Raw genomic sequence first — 11838 nt, forward strand, 5'->3', positions numbered from 1 at the left:
CCGTCGTGAACACCACGCTGTACCGCAGCATCCCCCACCCTCCCGATACCCAGGACCAGCAGGTCCTCCACATCCCCGCACCCGACGAGCTGCGCCGCCTCGCGCTGTCAGATCGTCTCTCGCTCCGGATCGGCCTCTGGCTGCTCCAGAGGGCACAACGCCCTCACCCGGTACGGCGCATCACCGCCGCACCGGCCGATGCGATGCGACTCGATCGACGCGATCGCACGCCGAGCGAGGCGTATGCCCTGCTCACCTACGACCTGCAGCGTCAGCTGCGCTGACCTGGAGATCGTCATGAGCATCTCGCTCACCCCCGATGCGTCGCTGCATCCGCTCGTGCTGCCAGCACGGGCGGATGCGGCCGACGCCGCCGAGTTCCGTGAGCTCGCCCGCGTTCGCAACGCCGTCTACCGAGAGATCACCGGACGCACCGAACAGGATCTGACGCCGGAGGGGCTTCTTCCCCTCCTGCGCTCCCGCCCGGAGCGCACGACAGCGGTGTGGGCTGTGCGCGTCGGAGACGAGATCGTCGGGCGCACGGTCATCGACATCCCTCTCGAGGAGGGTTCGCGTGTCGCGATCGCCGCGATCGAGATCCACCCTCGGGTCTGGGGCCGCGGGATCGGTTCCGCCATCCTGCCGCACGTCGAGGCCTTCGCCCGTCTGCACGGCCGCACAGTCATCCAGAACTGGACGGAGCAGCCCGCGAGCGACGGCCCCCGACTCGCCGCCAGGTCGGGCTTCGGGAGCGTGCCGGACGATCACGTCGCGCGATTCCTCGTACGGCACGGATTCGCCCTCGAACAGGTCTACCGGGTGAGTCGCCTCGCTGTGAGCGACCAGGCGGTTCGGCGTGCTGCGGAGCTGCGCGACGATGCGCGCGCGCTGTCCCAGGACTACCGCGTGCTGCAGTGGATGCTTCCGACACCGTCAGAGCATCTCGACGGCTACGCATGGCTCAAGTCGCGGATGTCGACCGATGCGCCCTCAGCCGATCTCGAGACCGACGAGGAGGTCTGGGACGCGGAGCGTCTCATCGCGGCCGAGAAGCGAGTCGAAGAGATGGGACAGATCATGCAGGTCACGGTGGCCCAACACATCGCGACCGGTGGGCTCACCGCCTTCACCGAAATCGGAATCGGTCCGGACCGTGCGGCGACCACGCATCAGCACGACACACTGGTTCTCACCGAGCATCGCGGCCATCGTCTGGGTCAGCTCGTCAAGACCGAGGCGCTGCTGTCATGGACGCGCATCGCGCCCGAGTCCCGCGACGTGATCACCTACAACGCCGAGGAGAACCGGCCGATGCTCGCCATCAACGAGGCGATGGGGTTCGCGCCCATCGCTTACGAGGGCGCGTGGAAGAAGGAACTGTCATGACGATCAGCACGCTGACGATCACACCGCTGACCGTCCCTCGCTCGCTGGACGCGGAGGACGCTGCAGACTTCCGCGCGTACGGAGCGCTCAACCGGCAGATCTGCGCGGAGCTGGTCGGCCTGCCCGACATCGCGCCCGACGCCGCACAGATGCTCGCGTCCTGGCAGGACCCCAGCGACACTCTGCAGACCGGGTTCGTCGCCCGGCGCGGTGCCGAGATCGTCGGCATGATCACTCTCGCGTACGCCCAGGAGGCAGACGCCCACGCGGCGGAGGCGGACCTCCTCGTGCCGGAGGAGCACTGGGGACTCGGTGTCGAAGACGCTCTCCTGTCGCTCGCCGAGTCGGAGGCACGCGCACACGGCCGGTCGCTGGTGCAGACCTGGACGCTGCACAGACCGCTCGAAACAGGGCGGATGATCTCGCCGAGAACGGGATGTGGTCGCATCCCGTCGATTCCGCTGTCGGATGCACTCGAAGCCCGCGGGTACGACCTCGAACAGGTCGAACGCAACAGCGAGCTCGATCTGCGCGCCGACCCTGCTCCGCTGCGAGCCGCTCTCGAATCGGCGCAGGCCGCCGCCGGCGGCGACTACCGGGTGCTGCACTGGATCGCGCCGACCCCGCCCGAGTTCCGCGACGGGTACGCGGCCATCCTCGCTCGTCTGTCGACGGACGCCCCGAGCGGCGACATGGACTTCGTGGCCGAGGAGTGGGATGCGGAACGCGTCGTGCGACGGGAGCGACGGCTCACGGGCGCCGGCCAGGCTCTGTCGATCGTCGCGGTGCAGCACGCCCCGAGCGGCGAGATGGTGGCCTACAACGAGCTCCTCGTCGGAGCTGACCGCTCAGGGGCCACCCACCAACTCGGCACTCTGGTCTCTCGCGAGCATCGCGGGCATCGGCTCGGAACCATCGTGAAGTGCGCGAATCTCCTCCGGTGGCGGGAGCTCATGCCGCTCACACCGACCGTCTCGACATTCAATGCCGAGGAGAACCGACCGATGCTGAGCATCAACGAGGCGATCGGCTTCGTCCCGGTGTCGTACGCCGGGGCATGGCAGAAGCGGATCTGACCGGGATCATCCCCTGGGAGTACACGTCGGTCGGGCGGATCATCCGTCCGACCGACGCCCCGCCGGGATGCAGTCGCGAGGCTGGAAGCATGAACACCACCGTCGTCGAGGCCCGCTCACTGATCAAGTCCTATGGAACGACCCGCGCACTCGCCGGGGTGGACCTCACCATCCATCGGGGCGAGTCCGTCGCGATCATGGGTGCGTCCGGGTCGGGCAAGACCACGCTGCTCCACGTGCTCGCCGGCATCATCACGCCCGATTCGGGCACAGTGACGGTCCAGCCCTCGGCCGGTCAGACGGTCGAGCTCTCCGAACTCGGGGAATCCGCTCGTTCGCGGTTGCGAAGAGAGCGGTTCGGCTTCGTCTTCCAGCAGGGGCTGCTCATCCCCGAGCTCACCGCCGTCGAGAACGTCGCACTGGCATCGATGATCAACGGGGTGAAGAAGGCGGATGCCACCGCGCACGCAGCATCCGGGCTCGCCGCCCTGGGGCTCGCCGGGATGGAGGACCGCAGAATCGGAGAGCTGTCCGGCGGTCAGGCCCAGCGCGTCGCGATCGCGCGTGCGCAGGCCACCGGCGCGGATCTCGTCTTCGCCGACGAGCCGACCGGTGCGCTCGACTCGCACACATCGCAGGACGTGATGAACGCACTGCTCTGGTCGACGACGGGACATTGGCGAACCCTCCTCGTCGTCACCCACGACCCCGAGGTCGCGAATCGCTGCTCGCGCGTCGTCTCGGTTCGCGACGGTCGGATCATCTCGCCGGCGGTGGCCGCATGAACGCACGGGTGATGGCGCTCCTTCTCCGGCCCGCACGAGGTGAGAACGCAGTCGTGGTGCTGCCTGTCGTCGCCTTCGGCACGGTGACGGCTCTCGTGCTGACCGTCGTCGGCGGAGCCCAGTCCTTCTGGAGCTGGACCGACGACTACGCGCCGGTGTATCAGGCGCTGGCCGCCGTTGCTCTCGTCCTCCTCGTCGTCCCGCTGGTGAACCTCGGAGGCGCGGCCGCGCGCCTGTCGGCCCGCCGCCGCGACGACCGGCTGTCCACCCTGCGTCTGCTCGGTGTGACTCCGTGGGGTGTCGCGGTGATCACAGTGGTCGAGTCCGTGCTGGTCGCGGGCGCAGGTGCGCTCGCGGGTGTCGTCGTGCACCTCGCGGTCACTCCCCTGGTGGGCCTGATCCCGTTCCGGGGCGTCGCACTCGGCTCGGATGCAGTGACGCTGACTCCCCTCGGCATCCTGACCGTCGTGGGAGCCGTGCTTCTCGTCGCAGCCGCCAGCGCCGCTCTCAGCCTCCGACGCGTGGTCGTGTCCCCTCTCGGCGTGCGTCTTCGGGCCACGGCTTCCCCCGTCCATTGGTTCCGTGTGGTCCTCGGGCTCTCGGTGCTCGCTCTCGTCTTCGTGCTCGTCACCGTCTTCCCGTCTATCGCGGGGCTGGCGGTGACCATCACGGTGCTCGCGCTGCTGTTCGCCGCGGCACTGGCCGTGCTCAACGTGATCGGCCCCTGGGTGCTCAAGGTCACGGCAGCGCGCCAGCTGCGCCGGTCTGAGAGCGCGGACCGACTGCTCGCGGCACGCATGGTGTCGGACTCCCCCACAGCCGCGTGGCGTCAGGTGAGCGGGATAGCGATGGCGAGCTTCATGGCGGTCTTCGCCGGCACCGGCGTCGCACTGATGAACGTGATGAACGACGGCGAGGCGAGCGCCGCGGATGCCGCGCTCGCTGCGGACATGCGCACCGGCCTCCTCATCACGCTGATCGCGTCGTTCCTGATGGTCGCGGCCTCCGTCGGCGTCAACCAGGCGGCATCGGTTCTCGATCAGCGCGATCTGCACCGAAGCCTGCACCACCTGGGGGTGCCGCTGGCGACGGTCGACAGCGCGCGTCGACGCGCAGTCATGTCCCCACTGCTGATCACCGCCCTCGGCTCTGCCCTCTGCGCCGCCTTGCTGGTGTTCCCTCTGCTCGGGACAGCGCTCATCACCGCCCCCGAATCCCTGCTGACGATCGGGGTCGTGCTCGCTGTGGGCATCGGCGTCGTCTGGGCGAGCATGCGCGTGACGAGGCCCCTGCTCGACCGATCGTTCGAGTCGGCCTGACGGTCAGCGGCGACGCTGGCAGCGCGGGCAGAAGTGACTCGAGCGGTTCATGAACGCCTCGCGCCTGATGAGCGTGCCGCACCGGGGACACGGCTGGCCACCGCGACCGTACGCGTTGAGAGAATGCGCGAAGTAACCGGCCTGGCCGTTCACATTCACGTACTGCGAGTCGAAGCTCGTGCCGCCCTCGGCCAGTGCCTTGGCGAGGACCGTGCGCACTTCGGCCAGAAGACGCCGCACCGCCTGGGTCGAGAGCGTGCTCGCGATGCTCTCCGGGTGGATGCGCGCGGCCCACAGCGCCTCATCGGCATAGATGTTTCCGACGCCGCTGATCACTCGCTGATCGAGCAGCACGCGCTTGATCGCGCTGCGGCGACTGCGCAGCGCCCGCAGGAAGACGTCGTCGTCGAACAGCGAGTCCATCGGATCGCGCGCGATGTGCACGACCTGCGTGGGAATCATGGTCGGCCCATCCGGCACGAGACGATCGACCGCGAGCGAGCCGAACGTCCGCTGATCGGAGAAGACGATGGCGAGCTCTCCGTGCTGGGGATGCTCGATGCTGAGACGTATGCGTTCGTGGCGTTCGGCGTGGGCATCCGGGGTGCGCAGGAGCATCTGCCCGCTCATCCCGAGGTGCGCGATCAGAGCGGAGTCGTCCGCGTCCAGCGGGAGCCAGAGGAACTTGCCGCGTCGCTCGGCAGAGGCGAAGGAGCGGCCCTCGAGACGCGAGACGAAGTCGGCAGCGCCCGCCGCATGACGCGTCAGAGCTCGTTCATCGAGCACGCTGACCGCGGTGATGAGCGAACCGATAGCCGCGGGAGCGAGACCCGCGCGCACGACCTCGACCTCGGGGAGTTCAGGCACGCTCGTTGAGGAGGCGCCACGCGCTGAGCGCCGCCGCCATCTCAGCGGTCTTCTTGCTGCTGCCCTTGCCGGTCATCGTCAGCTCGCCGACGACCACCGTTGCGAGGAACCGGCGATCGTGGTCGGGCCCGCTCGCCTCCACCGAGTACTGAGGCGGTGTCGCACCGACTCGCGCTGCCAATTCCTGCAGGCTCGTCTTCGGATCCATCGCCGCACCGTAGCGTTCGGGGTCGGCCAGCAGCGGCTCGGTCAGTCGCAGCACGAGCTCGGTCGCCGCGTCTGGACCCGCTGACAGATATGTCGCGCCGATGACGGCTTCCATCGTGTCGGCGAGGATCGAATCCTTGTCGCGCCCGCCCGTCTGCTCCTCACCACGACCCAGCAGCAGATGGCTTCCCAGGCCGATGCCGCGTGCGACCTCGGCCAGAGCGACCGTCGAGACGACGCTCGCTCGGCGCTTGGCCAACTCCCCCTCGTCGAGACCCGGATGGGTCGTGAAGAGCATCACGGTCACAGCCTGACCGAGAACGGAGTCTCCGAGGAACTCGAGACGTTCGTTATGCGGGATGCCGCCGTGCTCATAGGCATAAGAGCGATGGGTGAGCGCCAACTCCAGAAGCTCCGCGTCGATATCGACGCGGAGCTTCTCTGGGAGCGGTCTCGTCCCCCCAGGGACCTCAGTCACAGTAGTGAAGTCGCGACTCAGACGTCGGCGACCTTGCGACCCTTGTACTCGAGGAAGAGCTCGGTGCCCTGCGAGTCGGTGACGACCTTGGCCTGGTGAGGACGGCTGTAGACGACCTGGCCGTTCTCGATGGTCTTGACGAGTGCGACGGGAGCCGCCTTCCACTGCGCACGGCGCGAGCGGGTGTTCGAACGGGATACCTTGCGCTTCGGGGGGTTACCAGCCATGACTAGCTCTCTTCTTTCTCGGCGGCTCGGCTCTCTGCCTCACCGTCTTGGTCTGTGATCTGCTGGAGCGCGCTCCACCGAGGATCGATGGGAGCCACCTGCTCCGTCCCGGTGCTCGCGGTCAGCCTCTCGCCTGTCTCCGGGTCGAGCCCGGGGCAATCCGGCTGACACACCGGCTGAAATGGAAGTGCCAATACGGCCGCATCCCTGACTAGAGTTTCAAGATCCACGTGGTCGTCTTGAACCTCGAAGTCAGTTTCTTCCTCACCAGGATACGCGAAAAGCTCCTGGAACTCGACTTCGACGGGCCGGACGATGTCGATCAGGCATCTTCCGCACACCCCGGAGTACTCCGCCTCGGCGGTTCCGGACACCAGGATGCCCTCGTGGACCGATTCGAGACGCACGTCGAGGTCGAGGGCCGAACCGGCTTCGTAGGCGACGATCCCCTCGCCCCATGCCTCGCCGAGAGTCACCGAGTACTCGTGCTCGCGCATCTCGCCCGGCTTGCGGACGATGTCACGGACAGGCAGGACGAAAGGACCATTCATTCGGGAACGCACCCGGCAATCGTACCGGCTCATCCGCGGTGGAGGCTGGTTTCGCGCTGTATGGAGAACGCCCCGCCGGATCAGATCCCGCGGGAACCCGTGTCGAGGAAGGACGCGACCGCCGGGGGGACGAACGGGGACACATCTCCTCCGAGGCCGGCCACCTGGCGGACCAGGGAGCTCGACACCAGTGCATGCGCCGGGTCGGGAAGAAGGAACACCGTCTCGATGTCGGCGAGGTGCCGGTTGACGATCGCCATCGGGGATTCGTACGCGACGTCGATCTGGGAGCGGATCCCCTTCACGAGCACGCCCGCCCCGACATCGCGGGCGTAGTCCACGAGCAGTCCCATGCTCCATGAGCCGACCACGACGTTGTCGTCGATCCCGTCCTCCGCGATCGACTGCTCGAGCAGCGACATCCGCTGAGCGATCGGCAGCAGCGCCTCTTTGCCGGGGTTGTGGACCACGAGCACGTGGAGTTCGTCGTACAGCTTGGCTGCGCGACGGATCACGTCGAGGTGACCCAGGGTCGGCGGATCGAAAGAACCAGGGACGACGGCGATCCGGCTGCTCATGCCCCCAGCCTAAAGCACGCGATGAGCGACTCAGTTCTTGGCGAGGGCCGCTCGATCGTCATCGCTCACTCGTCGTTCGATCGCCGATCGCAGACCCGGATTCGCCCGCAGATCGGGGTCTGCGGAGAGGATGGCCTCGGCGAGTTCCCGAGCGCGGACGATCAGGCCCGAGTCCTTGACGACGCGCAGCAGCTTCAACGAGGACCGCGAGCCCGCCTGCGCAGCACCGAGCACGTCTCCCTCACCCCGCAGTTCGAGATCGACCTCGGCGAGAGCGAAGCCATCGAGAGTCGCAGCCACAGCGTCGACACGCTCGCGGGCGACGGAGCCCTCTTCGGCCTCGGTGACCAGGAGGCACAGCCCGGGCACGCCCCCTCGACCGACCCGGCCCCTCAGCTGATGCAGCTGGGAGACGCCGAACCGGTCGGCGTCGAGAACGATCATGGTCGAGGCGTTCGGCACGTCGACGCCGACCTCGATCACCGTCGTGGCCAGGAGAAGGTCGATCTCGCCCCGCGCGAAGGCCTGCATGACTGCGTCCTTCTCGTCGGACGGCATACGCCCGTGCAGCACTGCCCGACGCACGGTCGCGAGTGTGGGATGCGTCGCCAGAGCCTCGTCGAGCTGCACGACTCCCCAGCGAGGACCCGCCGCCCCTTCGGGCTGCAGCAGCGGCTGCTCCCCCGCTTCGGCGGTCTTCTTCGTGGTGTCGATCGCCGCGCACACGGCGAACACCTGTCGTCCCTGGGCGATCTCCTCGGCCGCGCGCTCCCATACCCGGTTGAACCAGCCGGGATGCTCGGCGAGCGGAGCGACGAACGACTCGATCCCGGCTCGGCCCTTGGGCATCGTGCGGATCACCGATGTGTCGAGATCACCGAACACGGTCATCGCGACCGTCCGCGGGATCGGGGTCGCGGTGAGGACCAGCGCGTGAGGGCTGGATCCCTTGGCGCGGAGCGCCTCGCGCTGCTCGACCCCGAACCTGTGCTGCTCGTCGACGACGACGAGGCCGAGATCCGCGAAGGTCGTCTTCTCGCCGAGGAGAGCGTGGGTGCCGACGACGATCAGCGCCTGTCCGGAGGCCACACGGAGCGCGGCCTTGCGACGCTCGGCGGCGGGCATCTGACCGGTCAGCAGTGTGGGCAGGACGAGCGGTGACAGCTGCGGCCCGAGCATCTTCGCGATCGATCGCAGGTGCTGTCCTGCGAGCACCTCGGTCGGGGCGATCAGCGCAGCCTGACCGCCGGACTCAGCCACCTGGAGCATCGCGCGCAGTGCCACCAGGGTCTTGCCCGAGCCGACCTCGCCCTGCACGAGACGGTTCATCGGCCAGGCTGCCATGAGGTCGCTCGCGACCTGTTGGCCGACGGCCTTCTGGTCTGGCGTGAGGTCGTACGGCAGGGAGGCATCGAAGCGCTCGAGAAGCCCGCCCGGCTTCGCCGGACGTGCTTTCGCCGAGAGCGATCGCACCGCGTCGCGCTGCTGGAGAAGCGCGGTCTGGAGGGTGAGCGCCTCATGCATCCGAAGCGTTCGGACCGCCGGATCGATGTCGTTGCGGGTCTTGGGCCGATGAATCTGCTCGAGCGCCTCCCTGGCGGTCAGCAGCTCCTCCCGCGCGCGGACGTCGGGGGCGAGAGGCTCGGGCACCTCCGCGAGCCCGTCGAGGACTCTCGTGATGAACTTCGCGATCTGCCACGTCTGCAGAGTCGATGTCGCGGGATAGATCGGAATCAGCACGGCTGCACGAGCATCCGCCCGGCGCCTGGCCGCGTCCTCGTCGTCGAACAGCTCGTACTCGGGGTGCGCGAACTGCGTCATCCCGTTGAACTCGCCGACCTTGCCGGAGAAGACACCTCGTCGCCCGACCGCGAGGTCCTCTGACCGCCACTTGGCCGCACCGAGGTTCTTCGCGAAGAAGGTCAGGGACATCTTGCCGATGCCATCGCCGATCACGACGTCGACCATCGCGCCGCGACGATTGCGCATCGCCCGGGCGCTGGACGACAGCACCTCGGCCACGATCGTCACCGTCTCGCCGAGTGGAAGCTCGCGGATCGGCGTCAGCTCACCGGGATCGGCGTATCGCCGAGGGTAGTGCGACACGAGATCGCCGACCGTGTTCATGCTGAACGCCCGGTCGAGAGACTTCGCCGGAGTGGTGCCCAACGCCTCCTCGAGCGGCGAATCCAGCGTGAGCGACATGATCCGAGTCTAGAAGGCCGCACCGACACGACGTGCGCCACGGCTGTCGTATCGTGAACGGGTGACGAGGATCATCGCCGGAAAGGCACGAGGTGCGCGGCTCGACGTGCCGCATGCGGGAACCAGGCCCACCAGCGACCGCGTGCGGGAGTCGCTCTTCGGCGCGCTGGAGTCGGCGGATGCGATCGCGGGCGCCCGAGTGCTCGACCTCTATGCCGGCTCGGGTGCGCTGGGATTGGAGACGCTCAGTCGCGGTGCGACGAGCGCCGATCTCGTCGAGCACGGCCGAGAGGCAGCGGCCGTCGTGCGCCGCAATGCCGCCACCGTCGCGAAGGCCGGGGCGCCGAACGCCACGGTGCACCAGAGCACCGTTCGGGCTTTTCTGACGCGCGCCTCCGGCCCTTTCGATCTCGTCTTCTCGGACCCGCCGTACGATCTCGACGACGAGGCGATGACCGCGGACCTCATCGCCCTCGCGCCGCTTCTCGCTGACGACGCCCTCGTGATCATCGAGCGCGCGCGGCGATCCACCCCTCCCGACCTCACTGCAGCCGGCATGGAGCTGATCCGGGAGAAGGCCTACGGCGACACCGCACTCTGGTGGGCCGGCACCGCATCCCCGATGGAGCCGTCTCAGCCCGAGGCCGAGTCCCAGTCGCGATAGGGGTCCCACCCCGTGGCGTCCGCGGGCGCGCCGTCGACCAGCAGGTCGTGCTCCCCCTGAGGCACGACCGCGCCGACGATGCGGAACCCCGACGGCACGATGCCCTCGGGGAACGTGGCGAGCAGGGCATGGTCCTCGCCCCCCGCGAGTGCGCGGTGAGGGTTGTCGCCGAGAGCTGCACTGTCCAGCGCGATCGTGACCGCGGAGGCCGCAGCCATGCGTCGCGCGTCGAGCGCGAGTCCGTCCGAGATGTCCATCATCGCGGTCGCTCCCGCGGTTGCCGCGAAAGGGCCGAGACCGATCGGCGGCGACGGGCGGAGCTGAGCGGCGAGAGCAGCGGTCTCACCCGGTGCGAGCAGCGACGGATCCACGGCGACCGGTGTCTCACCCTCGCGGAACCGACCGAAGAGAACCGCGAGTCCGTGGGCCGCATGACCGAGTTCTCCCGCCACGGCGACCACGTCACCGACCCGCGCGCCCGATCGCGTCACGGGTGGGCGGCCCTCGAGGTCACCGAGCGCGGTGACCGCCACGGTGAGGACGTCCGAGACGGTGAGATCGCCCCCGACCACCGCGCAGCCCGGCGCGAGTGCGGTGCACGCCTCACGGAACCCGTCCGCGAGGCGCTCGACGAACGACAGGCGCAGGTCGCGCGGCACGGCCAGAGCGACCAGGAGCGCAGTCGGACGCGCGCCCATCGCCGCGATGTCTGCGAGGTTGACCGCCGCGGACTTCCACCCGAGGTCATAGCCCGACGACCACGCGAGGCGGAAGTCCGGGCCCTGCACGAGGGTGTCCGTCGTGGCGACCACAGAACCGGACGGAGCGGCGATGACCGCCGCGTCGTCTCCCGGACCGACGATCGCATGAGCGGCACGGGCTGTCCTCGCGAGGATCGCCCGGAGGACCTCCCCCTCGGAGAGTTCGCCGAGGGTCGGATCATCGTCGCGAGGTCGGGAGGGCATGCAGTCAAAGGTAGCCTGGATGCATGCCCCGCTCTCGCCGTCTCCCCGTCGTCGCGGGCTCGCTGGCCCTCGTCGCAGCTCTGTCCGGCTGCTCCACGACGATTCATCTCGGGCCGGCCGAGAGTGCGAACGACCCTGCCTGCGCCGAGGTGTCCGTGTTGCTCCCCGACGCGGTCGGCGACCTCGATCGGGTGTGGACCGACGCTCAGGCGACCGGAGCATGGGGCGACCCCACTGTCGTGCTGCGCTGCGGCGTCGAGCCGCCCGCACCGTCGACAGAGGTGTGCACCACTATCGGCGGCGTCGACTGGCTCGTGCTCGACCAGGAGGAGGATCGCCAGCGTCTCGTGACCTACGGTCGCGAGCCCGCCATCGAGGTGATCATCCGCCGCGGTGAGGAGATCGACTTCCGCACGGTGGTGGAGAGCCTCTCGACCAGCATCCGGTCAGGCCTTCAGCCGGCGACGGCGCGCTGCACCGACCGGGTGCCCACGGACGACGCCCCTGATGAGGGATCGACCGAGGGCTGA

The 11838-nt window shown here is 68.6% G+C and carries 14 protein-coding genes; 7 read left to right on the forward strand and 7 right to left on the reverse strand.

What is annotated here, in order from left to right:
- Window positions 1–5: 5 nt before the first annotated feature.
- The 5 genes from AB0N61_RS06820 (at window position 6) to AB0N61_RS06840 (ending at window position 4566) form a co-directional block, all read left to right on the forward strand.
- Complete coding sequence (locus tag AB0N61_RS06820) at window positions 6–284, forward strand: hypothetical protein (RefSeq protein WP_363362656.1); 279 nt, start codon at window positions 6–8, stop codon at window positions 282–284.
- 13 nt (window positions 285–297) lie between these two features.
- Window positions 298–1386 (forward strand): GNAT family N-acetyltransferase, encoded by a 1089-nt coding sequence (locus AB0N61_RS06825; protein ID WP_363362658.1) that lies wholly within the window; start codon window positions 298–300, stop codon window positions 1384–1386.
- Window positions 1383–2462 (forward strand): GNAT family N-acetyltransferase, encoded by a 1080-nt coding sequence (locus AB0N61_RS06830; RefSeq protein ID WP_363362659.1) that lies wholly within the window; start codon window positions 1383–1385, stop codon window positions 2460–2462. The genes AB0N61_RS06825 and AB0N61_RS06830 overlap by 4 nt, the downstream gene beginning before the upstream one ends.
- A gap of 89 nt (window positions 2463–2551) precedes the next feature.
- Complete coding sequence (locus AB0N61_RS06835; RefSeq protein WP_363362661.1) at window positions 2552–3247, forward strand: ABC transporter ATP-binding protein; 696 nt, start codon at window positions 2552–2554, stop codon at window positions 3245–3247.
- A gap of 11 nt (window positions 3248–3258) precedes the next feature.
- The gene (locus tag AB0N61_RS06840) at window positions 3259–4566 is read left to right on the forward strand and encodes an FtsX-like permease family protein (protein ID WP_363362663.1); all 1308 of its coding nucleotides are present in this window, start codon (window positions 3259–3261) and stop codon (window positions 4564–4566) included.
- Between the two features lie 3 nt (window positions 4567–4569).
- On the opposite strand, the gene mutM is transcribed toward AB0N61_RS06840, so the two are convergent.
- The 6 genes from mutM to AB0N61_RS06870 form a co-directional block, all read right to left on the reverse strand.
- Window positions 4570–5433, reverse strand: coding sequence for a bifunctional DNA-formamidopyrimidine glycosylase/DNA-(apurinic or apyrimidinic site) lyase (gene mutM, locus AB0N61_RS06845; protein WP_363362665.1), 864 nt, complete (start codon window positions 5431–5433; stop codon window positions 4570–4572).
- A complete protein-coding gene (rnc, locus tag AB0N61_RS06850; RefSeq protein WP_167944392.1) occupies window positions 5426–6118 on the reverse strand; it encodes a ribonuclease III in 693 nt (230 codons plus the stop codon). Before rnc ends, mutM begins: the two co-directional genes overlap by 8 nt.
- 17 nt (window positions 6119–6135) lie before the next feature.
- On the reverse strand, window positions 6136–6345 hold the full coding sequence (rpmF, locus tag AB0N61_RS06855; protein ID WP_017830754.1) for a 50S ribosomal protein L32: 210 nt from the start codon (window positions 6343–6345) through the stop codon (window positions 6136–6138).
- A gap of 2 nt (window positions 6346–6347) precedes the next feature.
- On the reverse strand, window positions 6348–6896 hold the full coding sequence (locus AB0N61_RS06860) for a DUF177 domain-containing protein (protein ID WP_167944394.1): 549 nt from the start codon (window positions 6894–6896) through the stop codon (window positions 6348–6350).
- Window positions 6897–6976: 80 nt separating this feature from the next.
- Window positions 6977–7474, reverse strand: a complete 498-nt coding sequence (gene coaD / locus AB0N61_RS06865) for a pantetheine-phosphate adenylyltransferase (RefSeq protein WP_167944396.1) — start codon at window positions 7472–7474, stop codon at window positions 6977–6979.
- A 30-nt stretch (window positions 7475–7504) separates the two neighbouring features.
- Entirely contained in the window at window positions 7505–9679 is a 2175-nt protein-coding gene (locus AB0N61_RS06870; protein WP_363362668.1) for an ATP-dependent DNA helicase RecG, read from the reverse strand.
- 61 nt (window positions 9680–9740) lie between these two features.
- On the opposite strand from AB0N61_RS06870, the gene rsmD reads away from it, so the two are divergent.
- Complete coding sequence (gene rsmD, locus AB0N61_RS06875) at window positions 9741–10343, forward strand: 16S rRNA (guanine(966)-N(2))-methyltransferase RsmD (protein ID WP_363362669.1); 603 nt, start codon at window positions 9741–9743, stop codon at window positions 10341–10343.
- On the opposite strand, the gene thiL is transcribed toward rsmD, so the two are convergent.
- Window positions 10313–11308, reverse strand: coding sequence for a thiamine-phosphate kinase (gene thiL, locus AB0N61_RS06880; protein WP_363362671.1), 996 nt, complete (start codon window positions 11306–11308; stop codon window positions 10313–10315). The two genes, rsmD and thiL, sit on opposite strands and share 31 nt — an antisense overlap.
- Window positions 11309–11331: 23 nt before the next feature.
- On the opposite strand from thiL, the gene AB0N61_RS06885 reads away from it, so the two are divergent.
- A complete protein-coding gene (locus AB0N61_RS06885; RefSeq protein WP_363362673.1) occupies window positions 11332–11838 on the forward strand; it encodes a DUF3515 family protein in 507 nt (168 codons plus the stop codon).

The sequence above is a fragment of the Microbacterium sp. NPDC089320 genome, from assembly GCF_040684875.1.
In the GTDB taxonomy this organism is placed as follows: Bacteria; Actinomycetota; Actinomycetes; order Actinomycetales; family Microbacteriaceae; genus Microbacterium.